The 16,659-nt window shown below is 39.7% G+C and carries 18 protein-coding genes; 9 read left to right on the plus strand and 9 right to left on the minus strand.

All coding sequences use genetic code 11. The annotated features are described in order from the left end of the window. Positions 1 to 31: 31 nt before the first annotated feature. Positions 32 to 559 carry a ribosome maturation factor RimM gene (gene rimM / locus ACNKXV_RS04190; protein ID WP_417906972.1) on the plus strand — a complete coding sequence of 176 codons (528 nt, stop codon included), beginning with the start codon at positions 32 to 34 and terminating at the stop codon, positions 557 to 559. 70 nt (positions 560 to 629) lie between these two features. Here the strand turns inward: rimM and leuS are convergent, their stop codons facing one another. Next, on the minus strand, positions 630 to 3,443 hold the full coding sequence (leuS, locus tag ACNKXV_RS04195; RefSeq protein WP_417906446.1) for a leucine--tRNA ligase: 2,814 nt from the start codon (positions 3,441 to 3,443) through the stop codon (positions 630 to 632). A gap of 168 nt (positions 3,444 to 3,611) precedes the next feature. Beyond that, positions 3,612 to 4,544, minus strand: coding sequence for a ketopantoate reductase family protein (locus ACNKXV_RS04200; protein WP_417906447.1), 933 nt, complete (start codon positions 4,542 to 4,544; stop codon positions 3,612 to 3,614). 330 nt (positions 4,545 to 4,874) lie between these two features. Here ACNKXV_RS04200 and ACNKXV_RS04205 point away from each other — a divergent pair, with 330 nt between their 5' ends. Genes ACNKXV_RS04205 through ACNKXV_RS04230 form a run of 6 tightly spaced genes read left to right on the plus strand, consistent with a single transcriptional unit; the run spans position 4,875 to position 8,891 of the window. Next, the gene (locus tag ACNKXV_RS04205; protein WP_417906448.1) at positions 4,875 to 5,753 is read left to right on the plus strand and encodes a cell division protein FtsX; all 879 of its coding nucleotides are present in this window, start codon (positions 4,875 to 4,877) and stop codon (positions 5,751 to 5,753) included. A 45-nt stretch (positions 5,754 to 5,798) separates the two neighbouring features. Then, on the plus strand, positions 5,799 to 6,056 hold the full coding sequence (locus tag ACNKXV_RS04210; RefSeq protein ID WP_417906449.1) for a DUF3098 domain-containing protein: 258 nt from the start codon (positions 5,799 to 5,801) through the stop codon (positions 6,054 to 6,056). Positions 6,057 to 6,061: 5 nt separating this feature from the next. Beyond that, positions 6,062 to 6,856: an undecaprenyl-diphosphate phosphatase gene (locus ACNKXV_RS04215; protein ID WP_417906450.1), complete on the plus strand. Its 795-nt coding sequence runs from the start codon at positions 6,062 to 6,064 to the stop codon at positions 6,854 to 6,856. After that, positions 6,846 to 7,562, plus strand: a complete 717-nt coding sequence (truB, locus tag ACNKXV_RS04220; RefSeq protein ID WP_417906451.1) for a tRNA pseudouridine(55) synthase TruB — start codon at positions 6,846 to 6,848, stop codon at positions 7,560 to 7,562. Before ACNKXV_RS04215 ends, truB begins: the two co-directional genes overlap by 11 nt. A 21-nt stretch (positions 7,563 to 7,583) precedes the next feature. After that, positions 7,584 to 8,294, plus strand: a complete 711-nt coding sequence (locus ACNKXV_RS04225) for a TonB family protein (protein ID WP_417906452.1) — start codon at positions 7,584 to 7,586, stop codon at positions 8,292 to 8,294. Between the two features lie 3 nt (positions 8,295 to 8,297). Then, positions 8,298 to 8,891: a DNA-3-methyladenine glycosylase I gene (locus tag ACNKXV_RS04230; RefSeq protein WP_417906453.1), complete on the plus strand. Its 594-nt coding sequence runs from the start codon at positions 8,298 to 8,300 to the stop codon at positions 8,889 to 8,891. Here the strand turns inward: ACNKXV_RS04230 and aat are convergent. The 3 genes from aat to ACNKXV_RS04245 all read right to left on the minus strand — a co-directional run bounded on the left by aat (position 8,884) and on the right by ACNKXV_RS04245 (position 10,853). After that, positions 8,884 to 9,522 (minus strand): leucyl/phenylalanyl-tRNA--protein transferase, encoded by a 639-nt coding sequence (gene aat, locus ACNKXV_RS04235; RefSeq protein ID WP_417906454.1) that lies wholly within the window; start codon positions 9,520 to 9,522, stop codon positions 8,884 to 8,886. The two genes, ACNKXV_RS04230 and aat, sit on opposite strands and share 8 nt — an antisense overlap. Before the next feature lie 76 nt (positions 9,523 to 9,598). After that, complete coding sequence (locus tag ACNKXV_RS04240; protein WP_417906455.1) at positions 9,599 to 9,973, minus strand: DUF3127 domain-containing protein; 375 nt, start codon at positions 9,971 to 9,973, stop codon at positions 9,599 to 9,601. A 7-nt stretch (positions 9,974 to 9,980) separates the two neighbouring features. Next, positions 9,981 to 10,853 carry a flavin reductase family protein gene (locus tag ACNKXV_RS04245; RefSeq protein ID WP_417906456.1) on the minus strand — a complete coding sequence of 291 codons (873 nt, stop codon included), beginning with the start codon at positions 10,851 to 10,853 and terminating at the stop codon, positions 9,981 to 9,983. A gap of 112 nt (positions 10,854 to 10,965) precedes the next feature. Between ACNKXV_RS04245 and ACNKXV_RS04250 the strand changes: the two genes are divergently transcribed. Next, positions 10,966 to 12,114 (plus strand): sensor histidine kinase, encoded by a 1,149-nt coding sequence (locus ACNKXV_RS04250; RefSeq protein WP_417906457.1) that lies wholly within the window; start codon positions 10,966 to 10,968, stop codon positions 12,112 to 12,114. Here the strand turns inward: ACNKXV_RS04250 and ACNKXV_RS04255 are convergent. From ACNKXV_RS04255 to greA, 3 genes are all read right to left on the minus strand, one after another. Beyond that, positions 12,111 to 12,521, minus strand: coding sequence for an acyl-CoA thioesterase (locus ACNKXV_RS04255; RefSeq protein WP_417906458.1), 411 nt, complete (start codon positions 12,519 to 12,521; stop codon positions 12,111 to 12,113). The genes ACNKXV_RS04250 and ACNKXV_RS04255 overlap by 4 nt on opposite strands. Then, entirely contained in the window at positions 12,518 to 12,913 is a 396-nt protein-coding gene (locus ACNKXV_RS04260) for an HIT family protein (protein ID WP_417906459.1), read from the minus strand. Before ACNKXV_RS04260 ends, ACNKXV_RS04255 begins: the two co-directional genes overlap by 4 nt. A gap of 94 nt (positions 12,914 to 13,007) precedes the next feature. After that, positions 13,008 to 13,484 (minus strand): transcription elongation factor GreA, encoded by a 477-nt coding sequence (gene greA / locus ACNKXV_RS04265; protein ID WP_417906460.1) that lies wholly within the window; start codon positions 13,482 to 13,484, stop codon positions 13,008 to 13,010. Positions 13,485 to 13,739: 255 nt separating this feature from the next. On the opposite strand from greA, the gene ACNKXV_RS04270 reads away from it, so the two are divergent. Continuing rightward, the gene (locus tag ACNKXV_RS04270) at positions 13,740 to 14,168 is read left to right on the plus strand and encodes a hypothetical protein (protein ID WP_417906461.1); all 429 of its coding nucleotides are present in this window, start codon (positions 13,740 to 13,742) and stop codon (positions 14,166 to 14,168) included. Between the two features lie 45 nt (positions 14,169 to 14,213). Here ACNKXV_RS04270 and ACNKXV_RS04275 read toward each other — a convergent pair whose 3' ends face one another. Beyond that, positions 14,214 to 16,595 (minus strand): TonB-dependent receptor, encoded by a 2,382-nt coding sequence (locus tag ACNKXV_RS04275; protein WP_417906462.1) that lies wholly within the window; start codon positions 16,593 to 16,595, stop codon positions 14,214 to 14,216. Positions 16,596 to 16,659 lie beyond the last annotated feature (64 nt).

Here is a 16,659-nt window from a genome sequence, read left to right on the forward strand (position 1 = left end):
ACACAAAAGAAGCTTAAAAAAACTGCTTGCGATGACAAAGGAAGAATGCTTCTATTTGGGAAGAATCGTAGGCAAATTTAGCTTTAAGGGAGAAGTGCTCATTAAACTGGACACCGATGAACCCGAAACTTACACAGAAATGGAATCAGTACTCGTTGAATACAACGAGAATCTGGTTCCATTTTTTATTGAGCGCTCTTACCTGCACAAAAGTACCCTGCTTCGCGCTAAATTTGAAGATATAGATACCGAGGAAGATGCTGAAGATATGGTTGGAACAGATGTATATCTTCCACTCACCATGCTTCCGGAATTACCTGAGGACAAATTCTATTTCCACGAGATCATTGGTTTTGATGTTATCGATGCGGAACATGGGAATATTGGTAAAATCGTTTCCATTAACGATACTACATCTCAGGCCTTATTTGAGATCGACAAAGACGGAAAACAGATCCTTATCCCAATGAATGATGAGTTCATTCAAAAACTGGATAAGAAGAACAAGCTTATTAAGGTTATTACTCCTGAAGGTCTGGTTGACCTCTACCTTAACTAAATCCCATTCTTTTTAAAATAAAAAACCGATTCCAATAGAAAGCGGCTTTGTTATTTATACGGTTATTTTATTAACCTACAATGTTTACGATCTTCCCTGGAACCACGATCACCTTTTTAGGTGTTCTCCCATCCAGTTGTTGCTGAGTGCGCTCGTCTCCCAAAACAGTTTTCTCGATCTCATCTTTACTCATATCCAATGGCAACTCCATTGTAAACCTCATTTTACCATTAAATGAGATTGGATAATTCTTCATGCTTTCAACTAAATACTTTTCTTCAAATTGAGGATAAGCAGCAGTAGTAATTGATCCTGAATTCCCGAGCTTTTCCCACAATTCTTCCGCGATATGCGGAGCATAAGGTGCAATTAAAACAGCCAGTGGCTCCAGGATCTCTCTGCTATTACATTTTTGAGCAGTCAACTCATTTACACATATCATAAAAGTAGAAACCGAAGTGTTGAAACTGAAATCTTCAATATCTTCTGTCACCTTTTTAATAGTCTTATGCAGTGTTTTAAGAGAATCGGCTGAAGGCTTGTCATTTGAAACAGAAAATTCCTCTCCATTATGATATAGTTTCCATAGCTTTTTCAGGAAATTATGCACTCCTGTAATACCCGCTGTGTTCCATGGTTTGGCCTGTTCAAGCGGCCCAAGGAACATTTCATACATTCTTAGAGTATCTGCTCCGTAATCCTGGCATATCTCATCTGGATTCACCACATTGTATTTGGACTTGGACATTTTCTCTACTTCACGCCCAACGATGTACTTCCCGTCTTCAGTTATGAATTTAGCATCGGCAAATTCAGGTCTCCAGTTTTTGAAACCTTCTATATCCAATTCATCTGAAGCATTTACCAAAGAAACATCGGCGTGAATTGGCTGCACATTATTCCCTTTGATCTGATTCTTGGAAACAAATACATTTTCTCCTTCAAGCCTGTAAACAAAAGCACTGGTTCCAAGAATCATCCCCTGATTGATAAGCTTTTTAAAAGGCTCTTCCACGCTTAACCAGCCACGGTCATGCAAAAATTTGGTCCAGAATCTTGAATACAGCAAGTGACCGGTAGCATGTTCACTACCTCCAATATACAAGTCTACATTCTCCCAGTATTTTTGTGCTTCCTCAGAAACAAATCTGTCAGTATTCCGGGCATCCATATATCTGAACAAATACCAACTACTTCCGGCCCAACCCGGCATGGTATTCAACTCCAGAGGAAATACGGTTTTATGATCGATTTCAGAATTTACCACAACTTTATTATTTGTAGTATCCCAGGCCCATTCAGAAGCATTTCCTAATGGAGGCTCCCCGGTTTCTGTAGGCAAATATTTTTCAACTTCAGGTAATCTTAAAGGCAGATGCTCTTTTTCGATCATTTTTGGCAAGCCATCCACATAATAAACTGGAAATGGCTCTCCCCAATATCTCTGTCGGCTAAAAACAGCATCTCTTAATCTGTAATTGGTTTTTCCGTATCCGGCCCCTGTTTTCTCTAACTCCAGAATTACTTTATTAAGCGCTTCTTTATATTCCAGTCCGCTTAGAAAATCTGAATTTGCGATTACTGTTCCTTCTTTCCCCGAAAATGCCTCCTGAGAGATATCTACATTTTCAAAGATATTGGGGATTGGCAATTCAAAATGACGGGCGAAATCGTAATCGCGCTGATCTCCACATGGCACAGCCATTACCGCTCCGGTTCCATAACCTGCAAGCACATAGTCACCTATCCAGATTGGCACAGGTTCCCCGGTAAAAGGATGTTCAGCATAAGCTCCCGTGAAAACTCCGGTGATGGTTTTAACATCTGCCATTCGCTCACGCTCACTTCTTTTCGCACTAGCCTGAATATAAGCCTCGACTTCTTCCTTATGCTCGGCAGTAGTAATTTTTTGAACCAGATCATGTTCCGGAGCAAGAGTTACAAAACTCACCCCAAAAATAGTATCAGGTCTGGTGGTGAAAACACCAATTTTATATTCGTGATCTTTTACATTAAAATCAACATGCGCCCCAACAGATTTCCCAATCCAGTTACGCTGACTTTCTTTTAAACTTTCTGTCCAGTTGATCTTATCAAGATCCTGAAGCAGCCTTTCTGCAAATGCAGAAATTCGCATACTCCACTGAGTCATCTTTTTTCGGATAACCGGATATCCTCCACGCTCAGAAACTCCGTTTACTATCTCATCATTAGCCAATACGGTTCCTAACTGAGGACACCAGTTCACCTCAGCTTCAGCAAGGTAGGTAAGCCTGTATTTTAAAAGAATGCGTTCCTTTTCTTCCTGCGAAAAAGCCTTCCATTCTGCAGCTGTTAAATCCTCCACATCTTCATCACAAGCGGCCATCACTCTTGAATTCCCTTCCGAAGAAAATATTTCCTCAAGTTCAGAAATTGGTCTTGATTTATCGGCTTCCATATCATACCAGCTCTCAAAAAGCTGAATGAATATCCATTGAGTCCATTTATAATAATCTGGCTCACTGGTTCTCACCTCGCGGCTCCAGTCAAAAGAAAAACCAATTTTATCCAGTTGCTCACGATATCGTGCAATATTATTCTCTGTAGTTACCGCGGGGTGCTGCCCTGTTTGGATCGCGTACTGCTCTGCCGGAAGTCCAAAACTATCGTACCCCTGCGGATGCAGGACATTAAATCCCTTATGTCTTTTATAACGGGCATAGATATCACTGGCGATATACCCCAGAGGATGCCCCACATGAAGTCCCGCCCCGGATGGGTAAGGAAACATATCCAAAACATAATATTTAGGCTTATCAGAATCATTGGCAGCTTTAAAGGTCTGGTTCTTTGCCCAGTATTTCTGCCATTTTTCTTCGATCTTATTAAAGTGGTAACTCATCTTCTTTCTTGGTATTATCCAGTTTTCATATGCGGCTTAGCGAGAAATAAAATAATAAAGCAATCTATTATTACATAAAAGACTGCTTCTCTGCACTCGCAGAACCTTAATTACTAAGTGCCTGCAAAAATACAATTTTAAAGGACTTTTGCCGGGGTATTGATGTTTCTATTGATTCCTTTTTCGGGACTCTTCCTCCATGGGTTTCAGGCACTCGTAAATAAACCTGTTTACCGGGGTGGCTACTCCAAGTTTTTCGCCTTCTTTCACGATATAGCCATTGAAATTCTCAAGCTCTGAAGGTTTCCCTTCCATGATATCCCTCTGCGTGGAAGCGGTGGTTCCCGGAGGTTGAGAATTGATAGTCTCAAAAGTAAGCTGAAGATGTTCCCTGTTAAGAGGAATTCCCTTCGCTTGCGCTACTGCTATAATTTCCTCCGCTGTTTTTTTCATGGTTTCGTTAAGAAAATCACTTTCACGAATCTTATCTATGGACACCCTGGTTAAACCGCCAATCCCGCTTACTGTTGTAATAAATAAAAATTTCTTCCAGATCTCCAGCTGAATATTCTCCGGAATTTTGCTTGAAATATTCGCTTTATCGAAGGCCGCTTTAATACCCAGCAGCCTTTCAGTTTTTAAATTATCACCTTCCCCAAAAGTTATCATGGGATCAAAAGCCGCATGCTTAATTTTCCCAGGAGCTTTTAAATAACTTACAATAAAACACAAGCCCGCCAGTACATTCTTTGCCGGAAGCACTTTTATTAATTTGTCATAGTTGTCAGCTCCATTCTGCAATGGCAAGACCATTGTATTCTCCTTTAAAAAAGGTTTTAATTCTTCAGCTACTGAAGGGATTTGCCAGGATTTAATTCCCAGAATTACAAGGGCCGGTTTTGGTACATCTGTAATATTCGAAGAAACTACTTTGGGATAAGCCTTTAGATTACCATTTATACTTTCTATCTCGAGACCATTTTCCCGGATGGCTTTTAAATGTTCACCTCTGGCGATCATACTTACATCAAAACCAGCATGAGTCAGTTTTGCTCCAAAATATCCTCCCACACCACCGGCTCCATACACCAATATCTCCATAGTTCGATTTTTAGCTAATTTAGGCAACAAAAAGTGATTCCTTGATTTTGCCCGGAATGACAAACTTCAAGTCATTTCGAAGGAGTGAAACGACTGAGAAATCTCATCTATATATAAGATTTCGCTCTTTGTTCGAAATGACTTCGATTTATATAACCTTATTCACATTGAGGGGAGCCGAAATAATGCACGAAAGAATCACACTTAGGCTCCACTCCGTAAGACCAAAAAGGAAAAAACGATCATTCCCAATATTTTTAAAAGTTTAAACGTTTTAAAGATTGAGAAAGCTGAACTTTCTTATTTTTACAAAAAATCTGAAGTCACTCTATGACCACATCTTTTGAAAGGTATCAAAAACGCCGACTTATATCTTCATATTTTTCAGTAGTCATCAGTATTTCCCTGGTTCTATTCCTCTTAGGAATGCTGGGGCTTCTTGTTTTAAACACTAAAAAAGTTGCTGATCACTTTAAGGAACAGATCGCTTTAACGGTTTATTTGAAAGATAATGCCAAGGAGGTAGAAATCGAGCAGCTTAAAAAAAGCCTGGCCATGGCTGAATATACCAAATCCACAACCTATGTTTCCAAAGAGGAGGCTGCTGAAGCTCACAGCGAGGAAATTGGAGAGGATTTTATGGAATTCTTAGGCTACAACCCTTTACAGAACTCCATTGATGTATACATGAATGCAGATTACGTTTCTTCTGAACAGGTCGACAAGATCGCAGCAGATCTTATCGCCAAAAATTTTGTGGATGAAGTGGTTTATGACAAACCGCTAATTGCATTATTGAACGACAATGTAAAGAAGATAAGTTTCTGGGTATTGATCGCCAGCGGGGTATTTACATTTATAGCCGTGCTTTTGATTAACAGCAGTATAAGACTTGCAGTTTATTCCAAAAGATTCATCATTAAGACCATGCAAATGGTGGGCGCCACTAAAGGTTTTATAAGAAGGCCGTTTATCTGGCAAAGCGTAAAACTGGGGCTTATTGGTGCGATCCTGGCGATGATTGGGATGGCCGCCGTGCTCTATTATCTAAACAACAGTTTTACTGAACTTGATCTATTGGGAGATGTGAAAATGCTTGCGATCCTGTTTTCGGGGATTTTCCTGCTGGGAATCATTATCACCTGGCTTAGCACATTTTTTGCAACCTCACGCTTCCTGAATTTAAAAACAGACGAGCTTTATTATTAAAAGCCTGAAGTTTAAATAATTTTCTTTATCCTCTAAATTGTATTTATGAAAGATGATCAAAAAATAAAAGGGAGTTTCAACACCGGATTTGTATTCGGAAAAAAGAACTATACCTATATGTTCATTGGGATCGCCGTAATTGCATTAGGTTTTATCCTTATGTCTGGCGGTGGAAGTGAAGACCCCAACGAATTTAACGATGCTATCTACAATTTTCGCAGGATACGACTTGCCCCTGCTCTGGTATTGATAGGCTTCGCTATAGAAGTATATGCCATCTTGTTGAATCCCAATAAAAAATAAAAACTTTGGACGTAATAGACGCTGTAATCCTTGGAATTATTCAGGGGCTTACCGAATTTTTACCCGTTTCTTCCAGCGGGCACCTGGAACTTGGAAAAGCAATTTTAGGTGACACCAGCCTTCCGGAAGAATCTTTATTATTTACCGTGGTTCTGCATTTTGCAACTGCTTTAAGCACCCTGGTGGTATTTAGAAAAGATGTATTTGAGATCATTGGAGGTTTATTCAAATTTGAGTGGAACGAAGAAACTCAGTTCTCTTTAAAAATTATAGTTTCCATGATTCCGGCGGTAATTGTTGGACTCTTGTTTGAAGAACAGTTAGAAGCACTTTTTGGCGGAAACATCCTTTTTGTTGGATTCATGCTTTTGATCACCGCTCTGCTTTTATGGCTTGCAGATAAAGCTAAAGACACCGGGAAAAAAGTAAGTTATTCAAATGCCTTTGTAATTGGAGTTTCCCAGGCGATCGCCATGCTTCCGGGAATTTCCCGAAGTGGCGCAACTATTTCAACCTCTGTTTTACTTGGAAACGATAAAACCAAAGCGGCCAGATTTTCTTTTCTAATGGTGGTCCCTTTAATTTTTGGAAAGATCGCTAAAGATCTTATGAGTGGAGATTTGATGGAAAGCTCTACTGAATTTTCTATTCTGGCAGTTGGCTTTATAGCTGCATTTATTGCCGGTCTTGTTGCCTGCACCTGGATGATTTCCCTGGTTAAAAAGAGTAAATTATCATGGTTCGCCATCTATTGTTTTGTGGTAGGACTTGCAGCCATTACCTTTGGATATGCGCAGTAAGGAATATACTTTAGAAGAATTTAAAACAGGACAGGTACTCCTATTTGACAAACCATTGAACTGGACCTCTTTTCAGTTGGTCAATAAAGTAAGGTGGCTGATTCGAAAAAGCTGTAAGATCAAAAAGATCAAGGTTGGACATGCAGGAACCCTGGATCCTCTTGCCACCGGCCTACTTATTATTTGCACAGGTAAGTTCACCAAAACCATACCTGAACTTCAGGGGCAGATCAAGGAATACACAGGCACCATTAAACTTGGCGCTACCACTCCTTCATTTGATCTTGAAACCGGGATCGACCAGGAGTTTCCTATAGACCATATTACTGAAGACCTTCTTCACGAAACGGTAAAAAAGTTTACAGGAGAAATTGAACAGACCCCTCCGGTTTTTTCGGCATTAAAAAAAGACGGAAAAAGACTTTATGAATATGCCCGGGAAGGAACTGAAGTTGAAATAAAGAAAAGAAAGGTTAATATCCCCGAATTTGAGATCGATCCCACCAACTTCCCTGAAATTGACTTTAGGGTGGTATGCAGTAAGGGAACATATATTCGAAGCCTGGCGCATGAATTTGGTCAGGAACTTAAAAGTGGAGCACATCTAACCAAACTTCGCAGAACGGGGATTGGTGAATACCGGGTTGATAATGCCATGGATATCGAATCTTTCGAAAAATTACTACCTTCACTGGAGAATAATTAAACTTCAGCTCAACCTGTAAACATGGATTTTTTCGACCGTCATAAGGCGCTTATTATCACCTCGCTTTTATTTGCGGTCCTCCTGCTTGCATTATATAATTTTAACCTTGCCTCAAATAATAAAGCTACAGCCGAAATGCTGATAGACCTGCAGCAGTTTAAAGTTGAAGAAAAAAAGGAAGAACCACCAAAAGAAGAAAATACCCCCAGGCAGTCTCGAAAGGTAGAAACCCATCAGGCTTTCAATCAGGATAAGGAAGCCCGGGAAGCCGATTTTAAAAGCAAACTGGAGGAAATATTTGAGAAGAACAGTGCTAAAGCTGAAGAAAAGGAGAATTCAGAAACCAATGGTAACCAGGGTAGTTTTTCAGTAAACAAAAAGAATTCAGAGAAAAAACAAACCAGATCTGATGGAGATAATTCCAATTATGAATCTTCCCAAAAATCGGCGATTTACGACCATAGTTCTATTTCCTTTTCCCTTAAAGGAAGAAGAGCAGTTAAAATCCCTAATCCAGTATATACCTGTGATACTGCCGGAAAGGTCGTAATTAATATTACCGTAGATGAATCTGGATTTGTAACTGATGTATCCATAAATAAAGGAAGTTCCACCTCTACCAACGAATGCCTTACCGAACGAGCATTACAATATGCAGCAGATGCGAGATTCACCAAACTGGCCGGGAAGAATGGGCAACCCGGCACTATAACTTACTATTTTAAATCCTGATAAATGAGCAAAAAAAAACGTTGTGGCTGGTGTGAAGGTGATGCTTTATATGAAGCTTACCATGATGAGGAGTGGGGAGTTCCGGTTTTGGATGATGACACCATGTTCGAGTTCCTTATTCTGGAAACCTTTCAGGCGGGTTTAAGCTGGATCACCATTCTTAGGAAACGGGAAAATTTCAGAGCTGCTTTTGACGATTTTGATTATAAAAAGATCGCTTCCTATAATGAAGAAAAAGTACAGAAGCTCATGCAAAATGCTGGCATTATCAGGAATCAATTAAAGATTAGGGCTACCATTACCAATGCCCGGGAATTCATGAAAATTCAGGAGGAATTTGGCAGTTTTTGTAAGTATATCTGGAATTTTGTGGATAACAGTCAAATCCAGAATGAGGTGGAAGATTATAAGAAAGCACCGCCCACAACCAAAATAAGTGATGAGCTGAGTAAAGACCTTAAAAAGCGCGGCTTTAAGTTTGTAGGCTCCACAGTTATATACGCTCACATGCAGGCAACAGGAATGGTAAACGACCATGAAACCGATTGCTTTAGACATTCTGAAGTCAGAGCACTGGCTAAAAATATTTCTATTTAAGATATTTCAAAAATTCCTCTCTTGGAATCTCTTCGGCGCCCAGACTTTCAAGATGACTGGTATAAATCTGGCAATCGATCAATTTTACACCTTCCGTTTCCAGTTTTTGCACCAGCTTAATAAATCCGAATTTGGAGGCATTGCTTAGCTTAGAAAACATGCTTTCCCCGCAGAACACATTCTTATCTTTTAAATAGATTCCGTATAAACCACCTACCAACGTATCTTCCTTCCATACTTCAGCTGAAATTGCCAAACCCAGCTTATGCAATTCAAGATAATTCTTCTTAATATCATCGGTGATCCAGGTACCGTCCTGGCCTTTTCGATCCACCTTTCCGCAGTTTTCCAGCACCTTTTCAAATTCCTGATTGTAGGTGACTCCGAATTTTTCCTGATTTAAATAAGGCCGCATGCTTTTAGCGATCTTAAGATTTTCGGGAAATAGCACCATTCTGGGATCCGGAGACCACCAGAGTACCGGCTGCCCCTCACTATACCATGGAAATATGCCTTTATAATAGGCCTCCTTTAACCTTTGCGGACTAAGGTCATTACCTACTGCCAATAAGCCATCGCTGTTCGCATAGCTTACCGGAGGAAGTTCTTCATGTGGACTTATTAAATACAAAGCATTCGTTTTATATCCTGAAAATAAAAAAGTCCGGAAAAAAATTCACCGGACTTTTAATCTTTTATCTCAGATCTTAGAAAGGAAGATCATCGTAATCCTCTTCGTTTAGATCACTGGCTGGCTCAAATTGATCTGGCGGTGGTACATTTCCACCTCCTGAAGGCTGCTGAGCTGCAAGATTTTCTATTCTCCAACCCTGTACAGAGTTGAAATATTTTGTTTCACCCTGAGGGCTTACCCACTCACGACCTCTTAGGTTGATCCCTACCTTTACCGGCTGACCTACCTGAAAGGCATCCAGTAAACTACATTTATCCTGAACGAATTCGATCATGATATGTTGAGGATATTGCTCCTCTGTAGTTACCACCATTTCTCTTTTTTGAAAACCATTGCTTCCGAATGATTTTGTGTCGCCAATAAGCTTAATTTTTCCCTGTACTTCCATTGTATCCTTAATTTGCTAATAATAATTTCCAGGCATCTTCAGGTTTGTCTTCTTCAAGATAAAGCTGTGCCTTTTTATGAATTTTTTCTGTATCGCCGGTTTTTACGAGATCGGCATCCTCCGGATTATTCTTTAAAAATTCCTCGATACTCCCATTTTCAGGAAGCGATTCTACATTGCCCAGTTTCCCAAGATCGTTCCCCGTAAGTATGCTGCTGTTTTTCACATTAGCCGGCATAGCATCAACTCCTATTCCAAGAGTGGAAAGAGGCTTAGGGACTTCAAACATCCCGGAAATTGCCCGGGTGTACCAGTTCCCGCCCATTCTTGCTACCTGGTCAATTTTATGCTGATCAATATAACCGTTTTCATCAAGAATTTCTTCTTTGATATGCATTTTTACCACATGGCAAATTACAAGATTCCCGGCGCCACCTTCGGTTCCTGTTTCAATGATTTCCTTGATCTTACATTCCATCTGCACCGGTGATTCTGCTACGCGGAAAGGTTTTACCAGATCAGACTTTAGCATGGTCAATCCCGACTTCTCAAATTCGTTTACCCCTTCAGCATATTCTGTACTGGAAAGTGACATTTGCTGAACGATATCATAATTCACGATATTGATCACCACCTCGTCTACCTTTTTGGCATTTTCAAAAGTATGCTTGGTAGTATTGTCTCTCCCTCTTCTCGCCGGAGAAAAAATTAGCACCGGTGGATTTGCTCCAAATACATTAAAAAAACTGAAAGGAGACAAATTAGGATTTCCATCTTCATCTATAGTACTCGCAAAGGCAATAGGCCTTGGACCTACAGCCCCAAGAAGATATTGATGCAATTTCCCTACAGTGAAGTCTTTGGGCTCGAAACTGAACATAGAATAATTTTTGCCAAAGATAAAGAATCACAGAGGGAATGAAAAGTAATGCCGTACAATAAAAATCGTTTTAAAACGCTTATATTTATTTTACTAAATGTGAGAATAATACATGAATCTACCCGACGAACGCAGCTTTAATCGCTGGTTTATCATTATCTCCTGTCTTGCAGTAACGGTTCTTGTACTTTGGAATACCAGTATCTTTTTTCAAAGGCTTAAAGAAGATGAAAGAGCCAAGATGAATATATGGGCGAAGGCACAGGAAGAACTAAGCAGTGCGCCGGAAGATGCAGATCTTAGCCTTATTCTTGAGATCCTTAATAATAATACCTCCATCCCCATTATTCACACCAATGAAGATGGCGAAATTGCCTTTACCACTAATATTGACCCGGTAATTCTGGAGGATCCTGAAAAATTACAGGAATATCTGGATGACCTTAAATATGAGAACGAGCCAATCCCGGTAGACCTTGGCGAAGGCCAGATCCAATATTTATATTACGGCAATTCACCGGTACTTACCAAGTTAAAATACTATCCTATAGGCCTTACTCTTATAGGCTTCCTTTTTATTGGGGTGGTATATTTCTTTTATACTACTACCAAAAACAGTGAGCAGAATAAGCTGTGGGCCGGAATGGCAAAAGAAACAGCTCATCAAATTGGAACACCTTTAAGCTCCCTTATTGGCTGGACTGAAATTCTTAAAACTGAAGATGTCGACCCTTCGTATGTGGCCGAAATGGAAAAGGATATTGATAGGTTAAGGACTATTACTGAAAGATTTTCGAAAATTGGTTCTTCCCCAAATCTCAAAACCACAGATATTGTAGAGGCCACCAGAGAAAGTTATGATTATTTAAAGCTTAGAAGTTCTAACCTCATCGAATTTAGCATTGTTACTCCCAATCAACCCATCAGGGTTATGCTGAATGAACAGCTTTATAGCTGGACCATTGAAAACCTGGTGAAAAATGCCATAGATGCCATGCGAGGGAAGGGAGAACTCCTGCTTGAAATTAAACAGGATTCAAAACAAGCGCATATTTTTATAACCGATACCGGGAAGGGGATCGATAAGAATAAATTCAAAGTGATCTTTGAACCCGGACATACCACTAAAAAACGTGGCTGGGGTCTTGGTTTATCACTGGCAAAAAGAATAATTGAGGAGTACCACCGTGGAAAGATTAAAGTTGCCCGCAGTGAACTGAACAAAGGCACAACTTTTCAAATTAGCTTGAGTAAAGTCTAATATTTTGATATTGTTTCCCGCAACCAGTCCGGGATCCTGAAGGTGGTTTTATTTTCAAAATCATAGCATACAACCACATCTTTCCCTTCGGCACAAATTTCTTCCTTATCATTAAGAATGATATGTTTTAAAGCAAAGCTGGAATTGCCTGTTTCAGCCAGTTTGGTTTTTACGGTTGCCGTGCCAGGATAGTAAAGTGAGTTTTTAAAATCACAATGAGAGGAAACCAGCATGGTTCCTTTTCTTGAATTTTTGAAGTATTCATGTATCCCCGTGGCTTCCCAGAAATTTACCCGGCCGCTTTGTAAAAACCTCATAAAGGTGAGGTTGTTTACATGTTCATACATGTCCAGATCACTCCAGTCTATCCTTAAATCCAAACTTAATTTATAGTCGGAATGATTCACAATTCAACATTTGCCTGAATTGCTTCTGCAAGACTTTTAAACTCCTCGTCAGTCATTTCATAATGATTAGAAAAATCCATATCCTTCATGGAGTTTAATGGGATTAAATGAACATGAGTATGAGGTACTTCCAGCCCAACCACGGCCATCCCGATTCGTTTACAGGAAACCGTTTTTTCAAGGGCTATGGAAACCCTTCGTGAAAATCGCATTAGCTCCTGGTATACATCTTCTTCCAGATCCCAGATCTTATCTACTTCCTTTTTAGGAATACACAGGGTGTGACCTTTCACATTTGGCCTGATATCAAGAAAAGCAAGAAACTGACTGTTTTCGGCCACCTTATAAGCCGGAACCTCGCCTTTTACTATTTTGGTAAACAATGTTGACATAACTGATAGTTTGTAATAAAATTAAAAAATCCTTTTCTCAAATCGGGAATTCCGGATAAAAGAAAAGGATTAAATATAAACTGAATGGAGAATTTTATTCCCTCCAGATCTCTATAACTTCAAATTTCACGGTTCCATTAGGAACTTCAATCTCTGCGGTATCACCAACCTTTTTCCCCAGCAGTCCTTTTCCAATAGGAGAATCAACTGAGATTTTACCGGTTTTTAAATCGGCTTCACTTTGCGCTACTAGTTTGTAGGTCATTTCGGCACCATTATTCATGTTCTTGATCTTCACATGAGAATGCACCAGTACTTTTGACGTGTCTAACTGAGACTCATCTATAACTCTGGCGTTTGCCACCACTTCTTCCAGTTTAGAGATCTTTAATTCCAACAGCCCCTGAGCTTCCTTGGCAGCATCATATTCGGCATTTTCACTCAAATCTCCTTTATCTCGTGCTTCAGCAATTGCCTGTGAAGCTTTTGGTCTTTCTACATCTTTAAGATGATTAAGTTCATCTTTAAGCTTTTTTAACCCTTCAGGGGTATAATAAGATACTTTGCTCATAACTTTTTCGTTTAAATAATTCGCGGTTTTGGGAAACCTTCCCTAACCGGAAAAAATACCTTATAATGATCTATTAATTAAGTTGAATCCCAGGATGCGGGATTGCCCGGATCTACAAAGTTTTAGCTTTCCGGGTTTTAAACTATTGCATCATTAACTAAAAAAATCCCATATTTAATGGGATTCCTTTAAACAAATGTAAGAAATTTAATCTTTCAGAACAATTATATTATTTTCGTTGGAATTCTACCACTTATGAAAAAAATCTTCAGTGTTTTTAGCCTGATATTTCTACTGAATGCCTGTTCCGGCTCGGACGATAATTTTAACCGAAATCCAAACCTTCCGGACCTTAATTTCAGGTTTCAGATAAACCTGAGTCTTCCGGAATATAGCGATCTTCAGTTTCCGGGAAATTCTTATGCCACTTATAATTATGGCGTAAAGGGAGTTGTGATCTATAATATCAATAACGACCAGTTTGTGGCCTTTGAATTAAGCGATCCAAATCACCCACCAAGCAGTTGCTCCGCCATGCGGGTAAACGGTGTTATGGCAAGTTGCGAATGTGACATTAATACATACAATGTCATTACCGGGCAGCAATCTGAAGGTGAGGGAACTTTCCCCATGAAACCCTACCGCGTGGAAAGATCTGGTAATTCCCTGCTTATCTATAACTAAACACCTCCAGGTTAACAAACCCGGAGGCATTCTAAAAAAAGTATTTTAAAACTTCAAGCTTAGGCCTGCTAAAAAGTTAGTGGTTGCCTGGGGATAATAGCCTGCGCCATCAAAAGTTTCCATCCCGCCGGGGAAATTTTGGTTTGGAATGTCGTAAGTATAATAATAGCCGTTGGATACATACTCGGTTCCAAAAATATTATTTACCAATGCGGTTAGTACCACTTCCCGAAACAACCATGCTTGCTTCCATGTATACTGCACATTAAGATCATTGATAAAGTATGCCTCCAGTTTAGAGTTTTCAGCCTCTACATTGCTCATAAATTGCTCCCCTACATACTTGGATAACAAATTCACTTCAAGTCCTTTAAAGGGCCGGTATGCTATTATGTTACCTGCTACAATTTCCGGAGAATAGGAAATATCTGTTTTCCCATAATTAACCGGTTCCCCGTTAAACCCGGAGACAAAATCTACATTTTTATTACTGCTTATAGCCAGATTAGGTCTAATGCTAAGTTTATTGGACAAACTAACTGTTGCATCTATCTCCAGCCCCACACGATAACTTTTTCCACTGTTTTCCCGAACAAACGCACCTACTTCATCTATTCCTCCGGTAAGCACCAGCTGATTCTCATAACCCATATAATATAAGTTCGTATTCAGCCTTATTTTTTTACTGTCGTGTCTCCATCCCAGCTCAAAGTCGTTAAGTTCTTCGGGTTGCGGATCCCCATTTTCATAATCACTTCTACTCGGCTCTCTGTGAGCTCGGGCATAAGAAAGATAAAACTGATTAAACGGATTAAGCTGATAGGTTAATCCCGCCTTGGGATTGAAAAACGAAAAATTATCATTATTTAAAAATTGAGTCTGATCTGCCAGTACTCCGTTAGTATCGTAATTTATCGTTCTAAGCTGAACATCTGCATAACCCGCAAGTTCTTCACTTATTGCAAAATTGGCTTTGGCATAAATATTAAAATCGGTTTTGGTGGCCTTATTGAAATAATAGGGCTCATAAGGCTCTTTATTCATTGCAAATCTGGTATAGATCACCTCGCCAAAATGGTCTCCATCATATCTATTCCAGCCACCACCAAGACTTAAATTCAATTTACTGGTATCATAATTTATACTGAAGACCGTCCCGTAAAAATGATTGTCCAGCCATTTTGTTCCCACCAGATCTGAAGTATTTACTTGTTCCTCCAGATACATGAAAGGTTCAAGTCCAAATTCCTGAAGGCTGGCATCTTCTTCAAATTCTTCATAATAGCCCCGGCCATAAGTATAGTGTAGAGCCAAATTTCCCGACCATTGAGAATCGAAGTCCTGATTCCACATCAATTGGTAGTGATCCTGTTTATAATTATCTGTTTGTCCGTCATAATACTTTATCTCACCATCATTTGATGTATACATTCCTGCAGGATTAAAGGTGCGATCATTTTCAAGGGTTGCCTTATCAATCCCATACCAGGCCTGATAGGTTCTTTCGTTTCCGCCAAAGGCCAAAGCCTTGATAAGCGTATTATCATCAACAAAAGCACCCTGTAAAAAATAGGATTTAAGGTCGCTGGAAGCTCTGTCAATATATCCGTCACTTTTAATTTTTGACGCTCTCCCGGCGAAAGAAAAATGATCGTTTATTAAACCGGTGCTGAATTTCACCGTATGCTTAAAAGTTTTATAAGATCCAATACTATTGGTAATCTCACCTCCGGCATCTTCCTTATAGGCATCAGTCATAATATTCAAACTTGCTCCAAAAGCACCGGCACCATTTGTAGAAGTTCCCACGCCCCGCTGCAACTGAAGATTTTCTACAGAAGATGCAAAATCACCAAGATTTACCCAGAAACTACCCTGACTTTCGGCATCGTTATATGGAATTCCATTTATGGTCACATTCACTCTCGTGGCATCACTACCGCGTACTCTTAATCCGGTATACCCAATACCATTTCCGGCATCGGTAGTTGTTACCACATTTGGCATATAATTCATAAGAACCGGAATATCCTGTCCCAGATTCCGGTCTTCTATTTCTTCATTGGAAAGATTACTAAAGGTTATAGGAGATTGGTTGGTCACCCGAACTCCCGAAAGAAAAACCTCATCTAAAGACACCTGCGCGCCTTTTAGGTCTATATCAAGAACCATATCAGAATTCAGGTTGACATGAGATTCTTTTTTATTCCCGTAAGAAAATATGATAGAATACTCACCCTGCGCTAACTTAAGTTGATAATAACCATCAGGACTGGTAAGGACTCCTTTCCCGGCACTTTCAGCATAAACCGCAACACCTTCCACAGGTTTTCCTTCATTGGTCACACGACCGGAAAGACGATAGTTTTGTGAGAAACTCTGCCCTGATAAAACTAACAGAGCCACTAGAAATAATACATGTTTCATTCGTAAGAATTTATACGAATAAAAGGGGTGATTATTCTTTTAATTATTAGCAAAAAAAATCCTG

Origin of the sequence: Christiangramia aquimixticola, assembly GCF_048285835.1 — a bacterium.
GTDB lineage: Bacteria > Bacteroidota > Bacteroidia > Flavobacteriales > Flavobacteriaceae > Christiangramia > Christiangramia aquimixticola.